At 61.4% G+C, this 18,400-nt stretch carries 20 protein-coding genes and 1 other RNA gene; 15 read left to right on the plus strand and 6 right to left on the minus strand.

The features are described from left to right. Positions 1–96: 96 nt before the first annotated feature. The 3 genes from ettA (at position 97) to BFN67_RS00310 (ending at position 3,853) form a co-directional block, all read left to right on the plus strand. Positions 97–1,746, plus strand: coding sequence for an energy-dependent translational throttle protein EttA (gene ettA, locus BFN67_RS00300; RefSeq protein ID WP_080917907.1), 1,650 nt, complete (start codon positions 97–99; stop codon positions 1,744–1,746). 50 nt (positions 1,747–1,796) lie between these two features. Next, positions 1,797–2,567 (plus strand): trans-aconitate 2-methyltransferase, encoded by a 771-nt coding sequence (tam, locus tag BFN67_RS00305; RefSeq protein ID WP_080917597.1) that lies wholly within the window; start codon positions 1,797–1,799, stop codon positions 2,565–2,567. A gap of 164 nt (positions 2,568–2,731) precedes the next feature. Continuing rightward, positions 2,732–3,853 carry a beta-ketoacyl-ACP synthase III gene (locus BFN67_RS00310; protein ID WP_080917598.1) on the plus strand — a complete coding sequence of 374 codons (1,122 nt, stop codon included), beginning with the start codon at positions 2,732–2,734 and terminating at the stop codon, positions 3,851–3,853. 13 nt (positions 3,854–3,866) lie between these two features. On the opposite strand, the gene BFN67_RS00315 is transcribed toward BFN67_RS00310, so the two are convergent. Both BFN67_RS00315 and tsaA read right to left on the minus strand, forming a co-directional pair. Then, positions 3,867–4,181 (minus strand): DUF2293 domain-containing protein, encoded by a 315-nt coding sequence (locus BFN67_RS00315; protein WP_080917599.1) that lies wholly within the window; start codon positions 4,179–4,181, stop codon positions 3,867–3,869. Continuing rightward, positions 4,178–4,681 (minus strand): tRNA (N6-threonylcarbamoyladenosine(37)-N6)-methyltransferase TrmO, encoded by a 504-nt coding sequence (tsaA, locus tag BFN67_RS00320; RefSeq protein ID WP_080917908.1) that lies wholly within the window; start codon positions 4,679–4,681, stop codon positions 4,178–4,180. Before tsaA ends, BFN67_RS00315 begins: the two co-directional genes overlap by 4 nt. A gap of 144 nt (positions 4,682–4,825) precedes the next feature. Between tsaA and BFN67_RS00325 the strand changes: the two genes are divergently transcribed. The 3 genes from BFN67_RS00325 to BFN67_RS23790 are packed head-to-tail and all read left to right on the plus strand — an operon-like array spanning position 4,826 to position 7,066. Continuing rightward, on the plus strand, positions 4,826–5,863 hold the full coding sequence (locus tag BFN67_RS00325) for an ArsR/SmtB family transcription factor (RefSeq protein ID WP_080917909.1): 1,038 nt from the start codon (positions 4,826–4,828) through the stop codon (positions 5,861–5,863). Beyond that, positions 5,863–6,777 carry a methylenetetrahydrofolate reductase [NAD(P)H] gene (gene metF, locus BFN67_RS00330; RefSeq protein WP_080917600.1) on the plus strand — a complete coding sequence of 305 codons (915 nt, stop codon included), beginning with the start codon at positions 5,863–5,865 and terminating at the stop codon, positions 6,775–6,777. The genes BFN67_RS00325 and metF overlap by 1 nt, the downstream gene beginning before the upstream one ends. 16 nt (positions 6,778–6,793) lie before the next feature. Next, positions 6,794–7,066 carry a hypothetical protein gene (locus BFN67_RS23790; RefSeq protein ID WP_139788962.1) on the plus strand — a complete coding sequence of 91 codons (273 nt, stop codon included), beginning with the start codon at positions 6,794–6,796 and terminating at the stop codon, positions 7,064–7,066. A gap of 97 nt (positions 7,067–7,163) precedes the next feature. Here BFN67_RS23790 and BFN67_RS00335 read toward each other — a convergent pair whose 3' ends face one another. Further along, a complete protein-coding gene (locus BFN67_RS00335) occupies positions 7,164–8,348 on the minus strand; it encodes a lytic murein transglycosylase (RefSeq protein WP_080917601.1) in 1,185 nt (394 codons plus the stop codon). A gap of 79 nt (positions 8,349–8,427) precedes the next feature. Next, positions 8,428–9,222 carry a glycoside hydrolase family 25 protein gene (locus BFN67_RS00340; RefSeq protein WP_080917602.1) on the minus strand — a complete coding sequence of 265 codons (795 nt, stop codon included), beginning with the start codon at positions 9,220–9,222 and terminating at the stop codon, positions 8,428–8,430. Between the two features lie 268 nt (positions 9,223–9,490). On the opposite strand from BFN67_RS00340, the gene BFN67_RS00345 reads away from it, so the two are divergent. Next, entirely contained in the window at positions 9,491–9,703 is a 213-nt protein-coding gene (locus tag BFN67_RS00345) for a hypothetical protein (RefSeq protein WP_080917603.1), read from the plus strand. Between the two features lie 47 nt (positions 9,704–9,750). Here the strand turns inward: BFN67_RS00345 and BFN67_RS00350 are convergent, their stop codons facing one another. Next, positions 9,751–10,134, minus strand: a complete 384-nt coding sequence (locus BFN67_RS00350; protein ID WP_080917604.1) for a YbhB/YbcL family Raf kinase inhibitor-like protein — start codon at positions 10,132–10,134, stop codon at positions 9,751–9,753. Positions 10,135–10,332: 198 nt separating this feature from the next. On the opposite strand from BFN67_RS00350, the gene BFN67_RS00355 reads away from it, so the two are divergent. The 4 genes from BFN67_RS00355 (at position 10,333) to rnpB (ending at position 13,200) form a co-directional block, all read left to right on the plus strand. Continuing rightward, on the plus strand, positions 10,333–11,052 hold the full coding sequence (locus BFN67_RS00355; RefSeq protein ID WP_080917605.1) for a J domain-containing protein: 720 nt from the start codon (positions 10,333–10,335) through the stop codon (positions 11,050–11,052). After that, positions 11,049–11,813 (plus strand): N-acetylmuramoyl-L-alanine amidase, encoded by a 765-nt coding sequence (locus BFN67_RS00360; protein ID WP_080917606.1) that lies wholly within the window; start codon positions 11,049–11,051, stop codon positions 11,811–11,813. The genes BFN67_RS00355 and BFN67_RS00360 overlap by 4 nt, the downstream gene beginning before the upstream one ends. 176 nt (positions 11,814–11,989) lie before the next feature. Next, positions 11,990–12,754: a lytic transglycosylase domain-containing protein gene (locus BFN67_RS00365; protein ID WP_080917607.1), complete on the plus strand. Its 765-nt coding sequence runs from the start codon at positions 11,990–11,992 to the stop codon at positions 12,752–12,754. 47 nt (positions 12,755–12,801) lie between these two features. After that, an RNA gene (gene rnpB / locus BFN67_RS00370) (RNase P RNA component class A) lies at positions 12,802–13,200 on the plus strand. Positions 13,201–13,274: 74 nt separating this feature from the next. Here the strand turns inward: rnpB and BFN67_RS00375 are convergent. Next, positions 13,275–14,384, minus strand: coding sequence for a cystathionine gamma-lyase (locus BFN67_RS00375; protein ID WP_080917608.1), 1,110 nt, complete (start codon positions 14,382–14,384; stop codon positions 13,275–13,277). Positions 14,385–14,809: 425 nt separating this feature from the next. Here BFN67_RS00375 and mraZ point away from each other — a divergent pair, with 425 nt between their 5' ends. The 4 genes from mraZ to BFN67_RS00400 are packed head-to-tail and all read left to right on the plus strand — an operon-like array spanning position 14,810 to position 18,369. Continuing rightward, positions 14,810–15,268 (plus strand): division/cell wall cluster transcriptional repressor MraZ, encoded by a 459-nt coding sequence (gene mraZ, locus BFN67_RS00385; RefSeq protein WP_080917610.1) that lies wholly within the window; start codon positions 14,810–14,812, stop codon positions 15,266–15,268. Next, positions 15,268–16,281 carry a 16S rRNA (cytosine(1402)-N(4))-methyltransferase RsmH gene (gene rsmH / locus BFN67_RS00390; protein ID WP_139788963.1) on the plus strand — a complete coding sequence of 338 codons (1,014 nt, stop codon included), beginning with the start codon at positions 15,268–15,270 and terminating at the stop codon, positions 16,279–16,281. Before mraZ ends, rsmH begins: the two co-directional genes overlap by 1 nt. Before the next feature lie 4 nt (positions 16,282–16,285). Beyond that, on the plus strand, positions 16,286–16,663 hold the full coding sequence (gene ftsL / locus BFN67_RS00395; RefSeq protein WP_080917611.1) for a cell division protein FtsL: 378 nt from the start codon (positions 16,286–16,288) through the stop codon (positions 16,661–16,663). After that, positions 16,660–18,369, plus strand: coding sequence for a peptidoglycan D,D-transpeptidase FtsI family protein (locus BFN67_RS00400; RefSeq protein ID WP_080917612.1), 1,710 nt, complete (start codon positions 16,660–16,662; stop codon positions 18,367–18,369). The genes ftsL and BFN67_RS00400 overlap by 4 nt, the downstream gene beginning before the upstream one ends. The last annotated feature ends 31 nt before the right edge of the window (positions 18,370–18,400 follow it).

Raw genomic sequence — 18,400 nt, forward strand, 5'->3', positions numbered from 1 at the left:
TTGGCACAGCCAAAAGGGTTTGCCGTTTGGCGCCGCATCGCCTACATAGCCCGCAACCTCCGTTCAATCCATCTTCGTACGACAGGAACCGCGCGCGTGGCACGCCAATTCATCTATCACATGGCCGGCCTTTCTAAGGCCTACGGCACCAAGAAGGTGCTGGAGAACATCAATCTTTCCTTCTACCCCGACGCCAAGATCGGCATTCTCGGCCCTAACGGCGCCGGCAAATCGACCATTCTCAAGATCATGGCCGGGCTCGACAAGGAATGGACCGGCGAAGCCTGGCTCGCCGAAGGCGCGACAGTCGGCTATCTGGCGCAGGAGCCGCATCTTGATCCGGAAAAGACCGTGTTCGAAAACGTCATGGATGGCGTGAAGAAGAAGACGGCGATCATCGATCGCTATAACGAGCTGATGATGAACTATTCCGACGAGACGGCGGACGAGTCGGCCAAGCTTCAGGACGAGATGGACCGCCTGAACCTGTGGGATCTCGAACAGCAGGTCGAGATGGCGATGGAGGCTCTGGCCTGCCCGCCCAAGGATTCGGACGTGACTTCGCTTTCGGGTGGCGAGCGTCGCCGCGTGGCGCTGTGCCGGCTGCTTCTGGAGCAGCCTGACCTTCTGCTGCTTGACGAGCCGACCAACCATCTCGACGCCGAGACGACGCAGTGGCTGGAAAAGCACCTGCGCGATTATCCGGGCGCGGTGCTGATCATCACCCACGACCGCTACTTCCTCGACAATGTCACTGGCTGGATTCTCGAACTCGACCGTGGCCGCGGCATTCCCTATGAGGGCAATTACACCAAATATCTCGACGCCAAGGCCAAGCGGCTCATCCAGGAAGGTCGCGAGGATGACTCCCGCCAGAAGGCGATCTGGCGCGAGCGCGAGTGGATCGCGTCTTCGCCCAAGGCGCGGCAGACCAAATCCAAGGCGCGCATCAGCGCCTATGAGGACCTGCTCGAACAGGCCAACAAACGCAAGCCGACCGACACGCAGATCGTTATCCCGACCAGCGAACGGCTGGGCAATGTCGTCATCGAGGTCGAGGACCTGAAGAAGGGTTATGGCGATGAGGTGCTGATCGAGGATTTGTCGTTCAAGCTGCCGCCCGGCGGCATTGTCGGCGTCATCGGCCCGAACGGCGCCGGCAAGACGACGTTGTTCAAGATGATTACCGGACAGGAACAGCCCGATGCTGGCTCGATCCGCAAGGGTGAGACGGTCAGGCTCGGCTATGTCGATCAGAGCCGCGATGCGCTCGATCCGAACAAGACCGTCTGGGAGGAAATCTCCGGCGGTGCGGAGGTCATCAAGCTCGGCAAGCATGAGGTCAATTCGCGCGCCTATTGCTCGTCGTTCAATTTCCGCGGGGGCGACCAGCAGCAGAAGGTTGGTAATCTTTCCGGCGGCCAGCGCAATCGCGTGCATCTGGCCAAGATGCTGAAGAATGGCGGCAACGTGCTCCTGCTCGACGAGCCGACCAACGATCTCGACACCGAGACGCTGGCCGCCCTTGAGGATGCGCTGGAGGCCTATGCCGGCTGTGCTGTCATCATCAGCCACGACCGCATGTTTCTCGACCGGCTGGCCACGCATATGCTGGCCTTCGAGGGCGATGCGCATGTCGAGTGGTTCGAGGGCAATTTCGAGGATTACGAGAAGGACAAGGTGCGCCGGCTGGGGCCGGAGGCGCTGACCCCACACCGCATGACGCACAAGAGACTGACGCGCTGATTCTACAATGCCCCGCTTTTGCGGGGCGTTTTCGTTTCGAGGAGGCCTTGATGGCAGACTGGTCCGCTTCTCTTTACCTCAAATTCGAGGATGAGCGCACGCGGCCGGCACGCGATCTGCTGGCGCAGGTGCCGATAGACAGGCCGCGACGCGTGGTCGATATCGGCTGCGGACCGGGAAATTCCACCGAACTTCTGGCCGCACGCTGGCCGCAGGCTCAGGTCAGCGGCTTTGACACTTCGCCCGACATGATCGACAAGGCGCAAAAGCGCCTTCCCGGCCTTACCTTCGAGCTTGCCGACGCGGCGACATGGCAGCCGGCGAAGCCGGTCGATGTGATCTTCGCCAATGCCGTGTTCCAGTGGCTGCCGGAACATCCGGCGATCCTGAAGCGGCTGATGGGTTTTCTGACACCCGGCGGCGTGCTGGCGGTGCAGATGCCGGACAATCTCGGCGAGCCATCCCACAGCCTGATGGTGGAAGCGGCAGCCGAATCGCCGTTCGCGGATAAGCTCAGGAACGCACAAAAAGCACCGCTGCCGCCTGTTTCGACCTATTACGACCTGTTGTTGCCCCTGTCGGATCGGCTCGACATCTGGCACACCATCTATAACCATCCGCTTGCGGGTGCCGATGCGGTGGTGGAATGGCTCAAGGCGACAGGGTTGCGGCCGTTCCTCGATCCGCTGACCGATGACGAGCGGCGATGGTTCCTTGACCGCTACGCGGCCAAGCTGCGGCAGGCCTATCAGCCGGCCGCCGGCGGCAAGGTGCTGTTGCGCTTCCCGCGCCTGTTCATTAGCGCACGCCGCAAATCTTGATCTGCATGGCTGGCTTGGCGGCTTGACCCGCCACGCCAGCCATGCGCAATTCAGCGCCGATATTCGCTTCCGCGACGATTTTTGGCGGTGTTTGCCGTCCGGGCATTGGCGTCGTTCAAGGTCGGCCCATCCGAGAGTCGCCGCGCTCCAGACGGACATAAAGCATGAAACGCGTCATCATCAGCGGCATGGGGGTCGAAATTCCCGAAGCCTCGATTACCAATGAGGAATTGGTGGCGAGCTTCAATAGCTGGGTCGATGTCGAAAATCCGGCCCGTGAAGCGCGGGGCGAGCCGCCGCTACAAAGATCAGACAGCCATTTTATCGTGCATGCTTCTGGCATTCGCAGCCGCCATGTGGTCGAGCGCGAGGGCATATTGGACCCGGCGCGCATGGCGCCGCACATTCCGGCGCGGCCGGACGATGCGCTTTCCATACAGGCCGAATTCGGGCTTGCCTCGGCGCGTAAGGCGCTTGCCCACGCCGATGTCGCGCCTTCGCAGATCGATCTCGTCATGTGTTCGTCGTCGCACTTGCAGCGGCCTTACCCGGCCCTCGCCATCGAGATGCAGCAGGCGCTCGGCACCAGCGGCGCGGCGTTCGATATGGGGCTGGGTTGCTCGTCGGCTGTTGCTGCACTGCATGTCGCGGCCAATCTTGTGCGCTCCGGCGCGCAGAAAAGGGTGCTGGTAACGGTGCCGGAAATCATCACCGCCCATCTCAACTTCCGCGACCGCCAGACGCATTTCATTTTCGGCGACGCGTCGGTGTCGATGGTGATCGAGGCGCTGGAGGAGGGGGAGGAGCAGTCGGGCCGCTTCGAGGTACTGGACACGCGGCTGTGGACGCAGATGTCGAACAATATCCGCACCAATCTCGGTTATCTCACCCGCACCGCATTGGACGACCCCTATCGGATCGACCTGGAAGGCAACATGATCAAGCAGGTCGGGAACAAGGTGTTCAAGGAGGTCACCGTGGCCGGCCATAAATTCATCGTTGATTTTCTGGCCGAGCATGGGCAGACGCCGGAGGGGATAAGGCGGTTCTGGCTGCATCAGGCCAATGCGCGCATGAATGCGATGATCCTGCGGCTGGCGTTCGGCCACGATGTCGATCAGGATCGCGCGCCGATGGTGCTCGACCGGCTCGGCAATACGGCGGGCGCGGGTTCGGTCGTCGCGCTGTCGGAATATCATGCCGACATGAAGGCCGGCGATTTCGGCCTGCTCTGCGCTTTCGGCGCCGGCTATTCCATCGGCGGTGCGCTGCTCAGAATGATGTGATGGCCACTGGCAGTCAGATTTCGTCGTCGTCCGGGTCGAGCAGGCGCGTAGCACGCCATCGGGTCAGGACGGCGTTGATCTCGTCGATGACGAAGAAGCGCGCGGCGTCGCGGTCGTACCCCTCGGCGAGCAGTTGCTCATAGCCGGTATGGGCATGGCGGACATGCGCCACCGTCGCCAGCCAGACGGCGATGGAGGGCGGCAGTGTCTTGAGGTGGGCGGCCCCGGCATCGGCACGGATCGCTTCCATGTCGGCATAGGGCGCCATCGGCAGCAGCGCCGTAAGCGCCCTGGCAATCGCCCGGCGGCGGCCGGTATAGCGCCTCATGCACCGCTCCGCCCGGTGACGGCATCGGGAAATGCGTCGTTGGAAGGGAAGTAAGGCTTGATGTCGATGACCGGAGTGCCGTCGAGGACGTCGATGGCGTCGAGTTCCAGCCGCCCCTTGTCGATGTCGAGTGCCGTCAGGTGGACGATATGAAGGCCGATAGGGTTCGGCCGCACCGGTGAGCGCAAAGCGAAAACGCCTTTCGCTTCAGATGCGTGGCGTGGTTTCTGAACAATCAGATTCCGCGGCGCGCGGTCGAGCCATGTCAGGATGACGGCATGGCTGGCGCCTTCAAGGCCCAGGAGACCGGCGCGATAGGGTTCATCGAGGTGGAGCGTTGCGGACTTAGCGGCCTCACGCGCCGCGCGCATGTTCTTCGGGCAGGCCTCGCGCGTCGTCCAGGGTGAGGCGATGCGGCCGATAAAGACGATGTGGCCATCTGCGGCCATCGTCACTGGATCGTCAACAAGCACCCGTTCGCCGTCGCGGATATCGAACATCGCTCTAACCTTTCCAGTGTCTGCGTGGTCGGGCGAGGTGAATCTCTGATGCGTCATTTTCTTGCTTTCTAACGACACGCGCTTGCCACAAGATAAAATATGATATAAACATATCTTTATATCTTTTCTGGAGCAATGCCGTTCATGCCTGCGCTCGACACATTGGTAGATACATTGAAGGCTGCCGCCGAATCCAGCCGCTTGCGGATTCTGGCGCTGTTGTCGCGCGGCGACCTCACCGTTTCCGATCTTACGGAAATCCTCGGCCAGTCGCAGCCGCGCGTGTCGCGCCATCTCAAGCTGCTGCTGGAAGCCGGCCTGATCGGGCGTTATCAGGAAGGCTCGTGGGCCTTCTTCAGGCTGTCGGATGCCGATGCGGCACACGACTTCGTGCTCCGCCTGGTCTCAAACATCGATGCCGGCGATGCGCAGGTCGAGCGCGACCTTGAAAGGTTGAGCGCGGTCAAGCGGCGCCGTCAGGACAGGGCAGCGGAATATTTTTCGCGCAACGCCGCAAGCTGGGATCAGATCAGGCTGCTGCACGTGCCGGACAAGGCGGTCGAGGCTGCGCTACTCAAGCTCATCGGCAAACGGCCGTTCCAGTCCATGCTCGATCTCGGCACCGGCACCGGCCGGCTGCTGGAAATCTTCGCGCCGCTTTATCGCCGCGGCATCGGCATCGACATGTCGCGCGAGATGCTGGCGGTGGCGCGCGCCAATCTCGACAAATCCGGCGTTTCTCATGCGCAGGTGCGCCAGGGCGATATCTTCTCGCCGCCGGTCGATCGCGACGCGTTCGATCTGGTCACCATCCATCAGGTTCTGCACTATCTCGATGATCCGGGCCGCGCGGTCCGCGAAGCGGCACGGTTGCTGAGGCCGGCAGGGCGGCTGGTGATCGTTGATTTTGCGCCGCATGCGTTGGAGTTTTTGCGCGACGCGCATGCGCACCAGCGTCTCGGTTTTGGCGACCGGCAAATTAGCGAATGGCTGGGTGAGGCGGGGCTCGACCTCGAAGAGACACAGGATTTCGCGCCGAATGGCGGCAGCGAGGCGGGGCTTACCGTCAAGCTCTGGCTTGGCCGCGACCGTCGCCTGTTGATTGCCGATCCGGCCGATCGGCCGCAATCCAACGGCGCCATTCAATCGACAAATGCCCGCCCGTTGGGGGAGATCGCCTGATGAACCAGTTCCGCTTTTCCCGCCAGCCGGATATCGGCGAACGCATTCGCGTGTCGTTTGAATTCTTTCCGCCCAAAACCGACGAGATGGAAACCCGCCTTTGGGACACCGTAACGCGGCTGGAGCCTCTCAGGCCGAATTTCGTCTCTGTGACCTACGGCGCCGGCGGCACGACGCGCGAGCGTACCGGGCGTACCATCAAGCGTATCCTGACCGAGACCGGCATCCCGGCAGCCGCGCATCTCACATGCGTCGGCGCGACGCGGGAAGAGGTTGATGCAGTTATTCGCGAGTATGATGCCATGGGCATCCGCCGCTTCGTCGCGTTGCGGGGCGATCCCGCAAACGGCGTTGGCGAAGCCTATCAGCCTTATCCCGGCGGCTATCAGAACGGGGCCGAACTGGTTGGCGGGCTGAAGTCGATTGCGGATTTCGATATTTCCGTGGCCGCCTATCCCGAAAAGCATCCGCAAAGTCCGGATTTCGCCACCGATATCGAAATGCTGAAGCGAAAGGTCGATAATGGCGCGACACGAGCCATCACCCAGTTCTTCTTCGACAACGATCTTTACGAACGCTATGTCGAGCGGGTGCGCCGCGCCGGCATCTATATCCCGATCGTGCCGGGTATACAGCCGGTGCACAATTTCCGGCAGGTGGCGAATTTCGCCTCCCGCGCCGGCACTCATGTCCCGGCATGGCTGGCGGAGCGTTTCGAGGGGCTTGCACAGGACCCGCAGACGCATGCGCTCGTTGCCTCCGCTGTGGCGACCGAGCAGGTGATGGACCTTGTCGAACGTGGCGTCAGCGACTTCCATTTCTATACGATGAACCGGGCAGACCTCGTCGTCGCCATCTGTCACATGATCGGCATACGGTCGCCGCAGGGGATCGTCGGGTCGGCCGCAGCTTGACCAGGTTATCGCTTGCATGAAAAAGGCCGGGCAAAATGCCCGGCCTTTTTATCTCGTTTCTTCTCTCTGGCGCTGTCTATGGAAGAACGCCCATGATGAGGGCGCCGATGAAGGCGAACGCAGCACAAATCATCAATGCGTTGATTGGCTTTGTCAGTCCCATGATAGCCTCCTGTTGAAAAGCTATCGCCAGAATCTAAGGGCATTTGCGCTACAGACAAGTGAAAAATTTGCTGCATTGCGACGGAATTGTGGAATTTGCGACCTGAAACAGCCCGTTAGCGGTTGAAAACCCTCAACAAAAGGTGGGTCAGCCGGTTGTGTACAAATCATGGCAGGATTCCGGCCCTACCGTGATTCGTCTCCGCGGAGCGTTCGGTTTGCACTTATAATTTTGCCAGCAATTCCGCGGTCGGCCAGCCATCCACCGGCAGGCCGAGGCGTTTCTGTTCCTGGCGGATCGCCTCGCGCGTATTGTTGCCGAGGATGCCATCGACGCTGCCGACGTCATAGCCTTTCGCTTCCAGCCTGGTCTGGAGCGCCTTCATTCTTTCGGCGCTGAAGCCGGGGTCCGGATCGCGCCGGTCATAGGCCGGTGCGCCGGCCAGGCGGGTCGCCAATACGGCGGCGGTCAGCGCGTAGGTCGCCGACTTGTTCCATTCGAGATAGACATCGTAATTGTCGAAGGCCAGGAACGCCGGGCCTTTGCGACCCATGGGCAGCACCAGCCCGGCCTTCAGGCCGTTGTCTTCCAGCGGCGCACCGTCGCGTTGCGTCACGCCCCATTGCGACCATTGCGCAAGCGGCAGCTTGTTGTCGCGCCCGGTCTGGTCCCATGGCATCTGGTCGGGCACGCGCACTTCCACGACCCAGGGCTGCTCCGGCTTCCAGCCCATGACCTGCAACTTCTTCGCGGTGGTCATGATGACATCGGGCGCGCTGTTGCGCAGATCCACCTGGCCGTCTCCATCGCCATCGACGCCGTCATGGAGATAATCGACGGGGAGCATCTGGGTCTGGCCGATCTCGCCGGCCCAGGCGCCCTCGACATCGGCGGGCACGACGCCGCGATCGATCAGCGTCAGCAAGGGAACGAGTTGGCGCCGGAACAATTCCGGGCGCCGGCAATCATGCGCCAGCGTCACCAGCGCGGTGAGGGTGTGGAAATCGCCCTGAACCGCGCCGAAATCCGTCTCCAGCGCCCAGAAGGCGGCGACGACCGGAGGCTGTACGCCGAACTCCTGCTCCGCGCGCGAAAAGACGTCGGCGTATTTCTTCAGATTGGCGTCGCCATGCTTGAGGCGATAGGCCGAAATCATGCGGCTGGAGAACTCGATGAAGGTTTGGGTGAATACGCCCTGCGCTCGGTCGCGCGCCAGAACCTTGTCATCGATGGTTGCGGCCGCCAGCGCCGCAAGGCCCTTTTCACCGACGCCTGCCGCCCTGGCCTCGGCCGCAACGCCCTGCTTCCATGCCTGGAAATCGCCACCGCACTCCTGTGCCATGGCCGAAACCGTCCCGGCGGCGGTAAAAAGCAACGTTGCCGCGAGGGCACTCAGGGGTGCTCGCATCGATATTTCTCCAGACCTTCGTTGTCGGCTGCGTTCTGTGCCTGCCACAAATGGCAAAAAACAGGCAAGTTAAGTCCGGTCAATTTGTGTTGAGCCGCAGCCATTTTTCCCAGGCGACTTTGGAACCGTTGAAGACATTGATATCGGCATTGCCGTCAATGCCCGGCACCACTCCGGTGCCGGTATATTGCCAGAAGGTGAAAGGGTGGCTGCCGTATTTTTCGCTCGGGTGGCCGGCGACCGAGCGCAGCCAGTAGGGATAGCCGCGGAACGTGGACAGATCATTGTCATCGAAGAAATCGAGCGTGGTGTAGATAATCGGCTTCTTGCCGTAATGGCGTTCCAGCATGCCGAGATAAATCTTCATCTCGCTTCGTACCGTTTCCTTGCCGGGGCGCAGTTTGCAGGTCGGTGAATGCGGGTTCCATTCCATGTCGAGCACAGGCGGCATGGCCGAGGCGTCCTTGGGAACGTGCTCGATGAACCAGCGCGCCTGCTTTGCCGCTGGCGTGCAGAAATAGTAGAAATGATAGGCACCGCGCGGGATGCCTGCGGCTTTCGTGCGGCGCCAGTGCTCGTTGAAATATTCGTCGAAGCGGTCGCCGCCCTCCGTCGCCTTGATGAAGGCGAAGGAAATTCCGCTTGCCCGTGCTTTGTGCCAATCCACCGACGTCTGGTATTTGGAAACGTCCGTGCCGTGCACGCCATAGGTCCAGGGCGCAGTGCCCTCCCACTTATACGGGTCACTATCGGTGAAGCGCGGCGTGTGGCTCGTTGCACGCGCGGAAGCGCCGGGTGTCGGGGCAAGGTCTTCGATCGTGGTGCAGCCGCCCAGGATAAACATTATGGACAAGGCTGTCGCGCTGCGCGTCATTTTTCCCAAACCCGCCAACCCCGTTTGCAGCCGATATCGATGCTATTGCGGCCTGTCACGAATGGCATTGATTCTCGGCCAGATCGCCGGACGACCTTGCGGAAGGACAGCCGCGAAATCAATGGCAAGGGCGAGGGATTGCCATGGAATAAAGGGGGAGCGGCAAGATTACGCTGCGAAATGCAACGTGACGAAACGGATTTCGCGGGCATGCATTATCCTTGCGAGCGGCGCCTGAGGGAGGTGCCGGTTTACAAGGAGAGATGCGATGAAGAAGCTTATTTTAGCGTCGGTTTCGGCTTTGGCCCTGTTTGGCGTTGCGGCTTGCAGCGACAGCGGCACGGATAATACGACGACGGAAAGCACGAATCCGCCCGCCACCGAACAGCCAGCGGCCCCGCCGGCCAACGACACCATGCAGCCGGATACCGGCACCGGTACTGACGGCGGCACGATGCAACCGGCTGCGCCCGCGCAGTAAACTGGTTTTAACGAGGAAGGCCCGCCGTCATGGCGGGCCTTTTGCTATCAAGGGAAACGTTGGCTCGATTTGCCGAAGCCGACAATCTCGCCAGAAGCGTCCAGTGCTTTCACGGAAATTTCGTATCTGTGGGGGCCGGCCGGCGGACAAGGGCCTTTATAAACCTTGAGAGCGCCAGATGGGATAACGTTGCCGCTCGCAATAATTGTCCCGCCGCCGTGATTATAATCGGGCTTGTCCAGATCTGTCATATGGACGGCATATTTCGCTGTTCCCGTCGGAACACCGGTTAAGGTGATCTGGGGATTGACCGGCGAGCACCGACTGCTTGGTGAAAACTGAAAATTGACGCCCAAATGCGCCGCACTTTGAGGGACTGACTGGCACCCGCTCAGTCCGGCGACCACGATCGCTATCGCAAATTTCTTCATTCAAGAAAGCCCTCCACTATTGACGGCCGGAAATCTAGCTGCGTCAATCCGTGATGCCTATTGGCAATTTGTTGCCGGACCCGAAAATCGACGTCCTTGATAATTCTGTCGCGAAGAATTCGCGTGAACCAACATGAAGGCCTCTCGCCATCCTTCTTTGACTTGATAGCAAGGGGGCGTTCGCTTTAAGAAGCGCCCATGTCCATCTGGGATCGTCTCGGCGACTTCATCGCTCGTATATCGGCCTCCACTGCGTCCGGCATCGCCGATTTCGTGGAGGCGGTGCGCACGGTCTTTTCCGGGGACGCGGATTTGCGGCGCCGGGTGGCCTTCTCTATTGCCATGATCGCGCTTTCAGCCAAGATGGCCAAGGCCGACGGCGTCGTCACCCAGGATGAGATTCGCGCCTTCCGCGCGATCTTCGAGGTGCCGCCCGAGGAGGTGGGGCATGTCGCCCGGCTCTACGATCTCGCCAAGCGCGACGTGGCCGGCTACGAAATTTACGCCGAGAAACTGGCGCAGCTTTGCGGCTCCGGGCAGCCCAATTGCATGATGCTGGAAGATGTTCTCGACGGACTGTTTCACATCGCCACCGCCGATGGCGTGCTGCACGAGCGCGAAGGGCAGTTCCTGCACCGGGTTTCGGGAATTTTCGGCATTGACGAAGAACATTACCAGACCATTCTTGCCCGGCACGTCCATCTCGGCGAGGCCGATCCCTATACAGTGCTGGGTATCGAGCGCGGGCGCCCGCTGGAAGAGGTCAAGAAGCGTTACCATAAGCTGGTTGCGGACAATCATCCCGACAGATTGATCGCGCGCGGGCTGCCGAAGGAATTCATCAAGATCGCCACCGCACGGTTGGCCGCGATCAATGCCGCTTATGAGACGATCGAACGGCGGCTGAAAGCGGCATGACCGGCTTTCGGCCAGACCATGCCGGAGCCGATGTGCGTGTCTCGCCGAATTTCGGGCCGCGCCTTGGCGTCGCCCGGCCGGACATGATCGTCCTGCATTATACCGGCATGCCGACCGGCGCTGCCGCCGAGGCCTGGCTGTGCGATTCGGCGAGCGAGGTGTCATCGCATTACCTGGTCCATAAGGATGGGCGCATCGTTCAGATGGTGCGCGAGAGTGACCGGGCGTGGCATGCCGGCAAGAGTTCATGGGCCGGAGTCACCGATATCAATTCCCGCTCTGTGGGGGTCGAAATCGTCAATCCTGGACACGCGCTCGGCTATCGCACATTTCCACGCCGACAGATCGAGGCGGTGATCGGCCTTTGTACCGGTATCGTGCAACGTCACGGCATTGCGGGCGAACGGGTCCTCGCCCATTCCGATGTGGCACCTGGTCGCAAGATCGACCCCGGCGAGAAGTTTCCGTGGAAGGCGCTTGCCACCGCCGGTATCGGACACTGGGTGCCCGCAGCGCCGATCCGGCGCGGGCCGAGCCTTTGTCTTGGCGATCAAGGCTGCGCGGTCGAGGAACTGCAATCCATGCTCGCGCTTTATGGCTATGGCGTTGAGATCACCGGGCAATTCGACGACCAGACCCGCATCGCGGTCGAGGCTTTTCAGCGCCATTTCCGGCCGCGCCGGGTGGACGGCATTGCGGACGGTTCGACGCTGCGCACATTGCGCACCGCGTTGGATGGGGTTGCCGCGCAACTCGGCTGACCCAGACCGCGGTTACAAGTCGTCACGCAAAGTGATTCGCCTTGCCCTTATTGGGGCCGGTTCCACGTCCAAAGGCAGAGACACGCCGATGACGCGTTGCTAATTTAGCTACTGCTCATTCAATGTGGATTGTCGCGCCGTCCCCTCCCGTAGCGCGATCAGACAAACAGGACTCCATGCACAGACTGACCATTTTAGCGGCAGCGCTTGCTGCCGGCATGATGACTTTTGCCGCAAATGGCGAAGCCGTCGCAAAAAGTCCACGTGATCGTGAGAGCGTTGCCGTGGTGAAAAAGCCGGTTACAGCCAAGGCCAAGCAGAAGAATGCGAAGGCAGAGGCGCCGTGCCCCTATCTGTTCGGCTGCAAGAAGTCGGAAGACAAGAAGGCGCAAGCCCCCGCCCCAAAAAGCGACAAAGCCAAGCCGGCCGGGAAAAGCGCCAAGGCCAAGGTCCGCAAAGGTAAGGCCCGGCATAAATCGGCGCGTGTCCAGGTGGATAATTTCACCACCGCGTCGATCGGCAAGGAAAAGGACAAGGCCGCTTCGACCAATGGAAGCAAGCCCTATTCGGCGATCATCGCCCGCTATGCCTCGGCCTACGGCGTGCCGGTTTCACTGGCCCGCGCCGTCATTCATGTCGAGAGCAATTATCGTCCAAACATTACCGGCAGCGCCGGCGAGGTCGGTCTGATGCAGATCAAGCCGGCGACGGCGCGCATGCTCGGCTATAATGGCTCGGTCAAAGGCCTCTATGATCCCGAAACCAATATCAAATACGGTATGAAATACCTGGCCATGGCGCAGGAACTCGGCAATGGCACAACCTGCGGCACCATATTGAAATACAATGCCGGCCATGCCGCAACGCGCATGAACCCCGTATCCTCGGCCTATTGCCGCAAGGTCAAGGTGCGGTTGGCCGCACTTGGTTCGTCTGCGTGAGTGAAGCGGGCTTGCGTTTTGGTGCGCCAGCCCGTTTATACGCCCTGCCAGTCGGCCGGGCGGCCGCACCCGCAATCGCCGAAAGGTGGTGGGTGAGGAAAGTCCGGGCTCCATGGAAATGCGGTGCCGGCTAACGGCCGGCGGGGGCGACCCCAGGGAAAGTGCCACAGAAAGCAGACCGCCGCGCTTATTGCGCGGTAAGGGTGAAAGGGTGGGGTAAGAGCCCACCGCGCGCCTGGCAACAGGAGCGGCACGGCAAACCCCACCGGGAGCAAGACCGAATAGGGATGGCTTGGAGGGCAACCTTCAGGGGCTGTTTCCGGCTCGCCATCCGGGTAGGTTGCGTGAGATGCGTGGCAACACGCATCCAAGATGAATGGCCGCCACGTTCCCGTTTCGCAAGAGGCGGGGCCATACAAAACCCGGCTTACAGGCCGACTGGCACTTTTGCTTTTCTTCCCGATCGGTCAGGAAGGAACGGCGGCAAACAGATTCAAAGTTGGTTGCCACGAAATCGTGGTCAAAGCCGGTCGAGCGACGCTTTGATCGCAGCCCATAATTCCTCGGCTGGTTCGCAGCCGACCGCCAACCGCACGAAGCCCGGCGGCACGACATCGCCGCGCCGGGTGCGGCGCTCCGCCGAGGTGTGAACGCCGCCGAAGGACGTGGCTGCCTCAATCAGCGCGCAGCCATTGATGAAATCCTCTGCCTTTTCTTCCGAATCCAGCACCAGGCTGATGAGGAAGCCGAAGCGCTCCATCTGGGCGCGGGCGAGATTGTGCGAGGGGTCGTCGGCAAGGCCGGGAAAGCGAACGGCGCTGATGGCCGGATGCTCACGCAGGCGAGGCGCGATGAATTCGGCATTGGCGCACATGCGCTCGAAGCGCAGTTCCAGCGTCTCCAGCCCGCGATGTACCATCCATGCGTCGAAGGGGCTGGGAATGCTGCCGGTGGTCTTGCGCCAGTCCTGGACGGCGGTGACGATTTCGGGGTTGCGGCTGGCGACATGGCCGAACAGCACGTCTGAATGGCCGTTCGGCGCCTTGGTGTCGGCAGCCACCACGATATCGGCGCCAAGTTCAAGCGGGCGTTGGCCGAAAGGCGTCATGGTGGTGTTGTCCACGACGAGCAGGGCGCCGGCTTGGTGCGCGGTGTTGGCGACAGCGGCGATGTCGCAAATGTCGAGGCCCGGATTGGACGGCGTCTCCACGAAGGCCAGTTTATAGCCATCGAACCCGCCGTCGAGGAAGGAGGCAGTGGGGCGGACGTCCATCGTCACGCCGAAGCCTTTCAGGTAGCGCTCGCCGATGCCGCGCGTGGTCGGGTAACCGTCAGCCGCGACAAGGATGCGGTCGCCGGCTTTCAATAAGCCGAAGAATACTGCCGAGATTGCGGCCATGCCGGAAGGAAAGGCCACGCACGGCGCGTCCTCAAGATGCGCCAGCATGTGCTCCAGTTCGCTCCATGTCGGATTGGAGAAGCGGCCATATTGGTTATAGCCGGTCGCATCGCCAGGCGCATGAAAGACCGAGGCCATGACCAGAGGCAGCGGGATCGGGTCGCCCTTGGCCAGTTTGGGCTTGCGCAGATGGGCTAGAGTTGCGGCGCGCGCGTTTGCAGTGTCTGTCATGGAGTGAACCTCTTGGCCGGCGGACGGGACCACGCAAGGTCCGCGTTTGGCTCCGTTTTGCTTAGGCCTGTGCGCCTGACAAGGCAAGCACGCTGCGCGTCGATCCATGCGGCTTAAACACTTCGTTAGGCTTAATGGAAGATAAAGGCGAGGATGCCGTCACGGTCGCCATGCGCGGTCCGGATGGCAGGCAAACCCAGTTTGTTCCCGTTGACGCCCATGATGTCCCATGTTATCCCATTTCGATACTCAAGCCTTTGTTCCGTGTCAGGGTGAAGCGTACGCCGATCGGGCCGCCGCTGCGGTCGCGCGTTGGCTTTCGCGCAGCTATGCGGGAGGGAAGTTTTCTCGGAATGGATCGTGCCGCAAAGGCAGAGGCGCAGGGATGGAAAGGGGTGCGGCGGCGCAAGCCGTTGTAAAGCGTCATGGACCGTTTTCTGTCGAGTGCCGTGAACAGGATCGATGCCAAGGGCCGGGTTTCGGTTCCGGCGCATTTCCGCTCGGTGGTGCTGAAGCGTGGCTATACGGAACTTTACGCCTTGCGCTGCCTGGACGTGGCGGCGCTGGATGTCGGCGGGCTGGACCTTCTCGATCGCTACGAACAGCGCATTGCACAGGAAGATCCGTTCTTGCAGACCGCGGACGATATGTCCTTCTACTGCCATGGCGACAGCAGCTTTCTGAAGCTCGATCAGGACGGGCGTATCGGGGTGAGCGATTTCATCCGCGAGCATACGGGTATCACCAGCGAGGTGGCTTTTCTCGGGCGCGGCAATTTCTTCCAGATGTGGGAACCGGGCAGGCTTGCCGCCTATCGTGCGCAAGCGCGCGCCCGGCTGTTGCAGCTTCGGCAGGGGACGAAGCCTGGGGAGTGGCCGGAGTGATGGCGGACCACGGCGATGACCTTGACGCCGCTGGCGGACCGGCCCGTCACATTCCGGTCCTTCTCACAGAAGTTCTGGGCGCGCTGGCGCCGAAACCGGGCGATCTCCTCATCGACGGAACGTTCGGCGCGGGTGGCTACGCGCGGGCGATCCTCGACACCGGCGCTTCGGTGGTTGCCATCGACCGCGACCCCGACGCGATCGAAGCCGGGCGGGTGTTGGAGCGCGAAGCCGATGGCCGGCTGAGATTGGTTCAGGCGCCGTTCTCGACGCTCGATGCCCATAGCGATGCCGCCGACGGCGTGGTGCTCGATATAGGCGTGTCGTCCATGCAGCTTGACCAGCCGGATCGCGGCTTTTCCTTTCGTGCCGATGGGCCGCTCGATATGCGCATGGCGCAGGCCGGCATGAGTGCGGCCGACGTGGTGAATCAATTCAAGGCCGGCGATCTGGCGCGCATTTTCGGTTTTCTTGGCGAAGAACGTCATGCCGGCCGCATCGCGCGCATGATCGAGGCGCGAAGGCAGAAACGTCCTTTCGAGCGTACGCTCGATCTGGCGGACGCCATCGAGACTCATATCGGGCGCAAGCCCGGTGACAAAATCCATCCTGCCACGCGGGTGTTCCAGGCGCTGCGCATCTTCGTCAATGACGAATTGGGCGAACTGGCGAAGGCGTTGCTGGCGGCCGAGCGGGTGTTGAAGCCGGGCGGGCGGCTGGCGGTGGTGACGTTCCATTCTCTGGAAGACCGCATCGTCAAGCGCTTCATGAGCGACCGCTCGGAGCAGGCGGCGGGCTCGCGCCACATGCCGCAACTGGCGGTGCAGGCGCCGACATTTCGCAAGCTGGGTGGCGGTGTGACGGCGGGCGAAGTCGAGCTTGCCGCCAATCCGCGTTCGCGCTCGGCGCGCCTGCGGGCTGCGGTGCGCGCCGACGCAGCGGCGCGCGACGGTGATTTTTCAGTTTTCGGCCTGCCGCGGCTTCCCGGCCCCGGCGCCATGGGTGAGAGGTAAGCGCGTGTTTCGCACCACAGATATTATCCTGATCGCCGTAATGGTTTCAGCCGCCGCCATGACCTACAAGATCAAGCGCGATGCCGAGAACCAGATGGAAATGGTGCAGAAGTTGCAGGCACAGATCCATACTGAAGAGGATACGATCGATCTTTTGAAGGCCGATTGGAGCCTTCTTACCCAACCCGCCCGCTTGCAGCAACTCACTGAACTTTACCAGGACCAACTCGGTCTCGTTCCCGTTGATCCGCATCAGTTCAGCGGGATCGACACGCTTCCCGTCAAGCCCCTGACCATCGAGCAACTGGTCGCCCGTTCGGGCAGGGTCGCCGGCAATGGCAGCGACACAGATGCGATCGTGACCGGGAGCATCGGTCAATGATCGGAAAGCTCGGCAAGCCGCTGAAACGCGGTACGACGACAGCGGACGACGGTTCCATCGTGGTGGACAGCGCCCGCAAGGCATCGGGAGGCAATGGCCGCGCGCGCGTCGCGATGACCATTGCGGTTTTCTTCGCCATCTACGCCACGATTGCCGGGCGGCTGGTCTATTTCGGCCTTAAGGATATCGACGATTCAGGGCCGCCGCAAAGCCGCGTCACCGCCTCGCGCCCGGATATTCTCGACCGCAACGGCGAGGTGCTGGCCACCGATATCAAGACGTTCTCGCTGTATGCCGAACCGCGCCGTATCGTCGACGCCGACGAGGCGATCGAGAAACTCGCGACCGTGCTTCCCGACATCGACTACGAGCAGGCTTACCGCAAGCTGAAGAGCGGTGCGGGTTTCGTGTGGCTGCGGCGCCAACTTACACCGAAGCAGCAAAGCGAAATCTTCGCGCTCGGCATTCCCGGTGTTGGTTTCCGCAGCGAAAAGCGCAGGTTTTATCCGAGCGGTTCGACATCGGGTTATGTGGTCGGACTCACCAATATCGACAACAAAGGTATCTCCGGCATGGAGAAATACCTGGACGATCAGGGCCTGACCGATCTCCAGTCGGTGGGGTTGGCCACGGACATGAAACCGGTTCGCCTGTCGATCGACCTCAGGGTTCAGCATGTGGTGCATGATGAAATCACGGCCGGAATGGCGCGCTATCATGCAATTGCCGCCGGTGCGGTCGTGCTCAACATCAAGACCGGTGAAGTGCTGGCCATGGCCTCGGTGCCGGATTTCGACCCGAACAATCCGTATAATGTCGAGGATAAGGATCGGCTGAACCGCATGTCCGCCGGCCTCTACGAAATGGGCTCGACCTTCAAGAGCTTCACCACCGCCATGGCGCTGGATTCCGGCAAGGTGACGATGGACACCAAGCTCGACGCCACCAAGCCGCTGCGCATCGCCGGCCAGACCATCCATGACTTCCATGGCAAGCATCGCTGGCTGACAATTCCGGAGATCTTTATCTACTCGTCCAATATCGGCTCTGCGCGGGAGGCCGATGTCGTCGGCATCGACGGGCATCGCGAATTCCTGCATCGTCTCGGGATCCTCGAACGAATGGATACGGAACTGCCCGAAGTGGCCCGTCCGACCGAGCCGAAAGTGTGGAAGAAGATCAACTCCATCACCATTGCCTTCGGTCACGGCGTCTCGACCACCCCGCTCCAGACCGCGGTGGGCTGCGCTGCGCTGATGAGCGGTTTCCTGATCGAACCGACATTCCTGATGCGCACCCCGCAGGAGGCGATGGAGGTGGCGAAGCGCGTGGTGAAGGACAGCACTGTGAGCGCCATGCGCTATGTCTACCGGCTCAATGCGGTGAAGGGTTCCGGCCGCAAGGCGCTTGTTCCGGGCTATCGGGTCGGCGGCAAGACCGGCACGGCCGAGAAGGTGGTCAACGGACGCTATTCGCACGATAAGAATTTCAATGCTTTCGTGGCCGCGTTTCCGATGGATGATCCGGAATATATCGTGCTCACCATCGCCGACGAGCCGAAAGCGGAAAAGCCCGGCATGGGAGAAACGGCGGCTTGGAACGCTGGCGTCATTGCCCACAACATCATCGCCCGCTCGGCTGCCATGCTTGGTGTGAAGCCAGATTTCAGCCATGAAGATGCGGCAACGCTGGTTTCGTATGAATGATTCTTGAACGGCGTCGATACTCACCCCCTGC

The sequence above is a fragment of the Manganibacter manganicus genome (assembly GCF_002075885.1).
Classification (GTDB): domain Bacteria; phylum Pseudomonadota; class Alphaproteobacteria; order Rhizobiales; family Rhizobiaceae; genus Mesorhizobium; species Mesorhizobium manganicum.

Bases quoted from the DNA above. Each gene is read 5' to 3' on its own strand.
- BFN67_RS23790 (WP_139788962.1), top strand. From the start codon at position 6,794: ATGAAAAAGGCCGGGCAAAATGCCCGGCCTTTTTATCTCGTTTCTTCT.
- BFN67_RS00340 (WP_080917602.1), bottom strand. From the start codon at position 9,222: ATGACGCGCAGCGCGACAGCCTTGTCCATAATGTTTATCCTGGGCGGC.
- BFN67_RS00375 (WP_080917608.1), bottom strand. From the start codon at position 14,384: ATGACAGACACTGCAAACGCGCGCGCCGCAACTCTAGCCCATCTGCGC.
- BFN67_RS00400 (WP_080917612.1), top strand. From the start codon at position 16,660: ATGATCGGAAAGCTCGGCAAGCCGCTGAAACGCGGTACGACGACAGCG.
- mraZ (WP_080917610.1), top strand. From the start codon at position 14,810: ATGGACCGTTTTCTGTCGAGTGCCGTGAACAGGATCGATGCCAAGGGC.
- metF (WP_080917600.1), top strand. From the start codon at position 5,863: ATGAACCAGTTCCGCTTTTCCCGCCAGCCGGATATCGGCGAACGCATT.
- BFN67_RS00325 (WP_080917909.1), top strand. From the start codon at position 4,826: ATGCCTGCGCTCGACACATTGGTAGATACATTGAAGGCTGCCGCCGAA.
- BFN67_RS00365 (WP_080917607.1), top strand. From the start codon at position 11,990: ATGCACAGACTGACCATTTTAGCGGCAGCGCTTGCTGCCGGCATGATG.
- BFN67_RS00350 (WP_080917604.1), bottom strand. From the start codon at position 10,134: ATGAAGAAATTTGCGATAGCGATCGTGGTCGCCGGACTGAGCGGGTGC.
- BFN67_RS00310 (WP_080917598.1), top strand. From the start codon at position 2,732: ATGAAACGCGTCATCATCAGCGGCATGGGGGTCGAAATTCCCGAAGCC.
- tam (WP_080917597.1), top strand. From the start codon at position 1,797: ATGGCAGACTGGTCCGCTTCTCTTTACCTCAAATTCGAGGATGAGCGC.
- BFN67_RS00360 (WP_080917606.1), top strand. From the start codon at position 11,049: ATGACCGGCTTTCGGCCAGACCATGCCGGAGCCGATGTGCGTGTCTCG.
- BFN67_RS00335 (WP_080917601.1), bottom strand. From the start codon at position 8,348: ATGCGAGCACCCCTGAGTGCCCTCGCGGCAACGTTGCTTTTTACCGCC.
- rsmH (WP_139788963.1), top strand. From the start codon at position 15,268: ATGGCGGACCACGGCGATGACCTTGACGCCGCTGGCGGACCGGCCCGT.
- BFN67_RS00355 (WP_080917605.1), top strand. From the start codon at position 10,333: ATGTCCATCTGGGATCGTCTCGGCGACTTCATCGCTCGTATATCGGCC.
- BFN67_RS00315 (WP_080917599.1), bottom strand. From the start codon at position 4,181: ATGAGGCGCTATACCGGCCGCCGCCGGGCGATTGCCAGGGCGCTTACG.
- BFN67_RS00345 (WP_080917603.1), top strand. From the start codon at position 9,491: ATGAAGAAGCTTATTTTAGCGTCGGTTTCGGCTTTGGCCCTGTTTGGC.
- tsaA (WP_080917908.1), bottom strand. From the start codon at position 4,681: ATGTTCGATATCCGCGACGGCGAACGGGTGCTTGTTGACGATCCAGTG.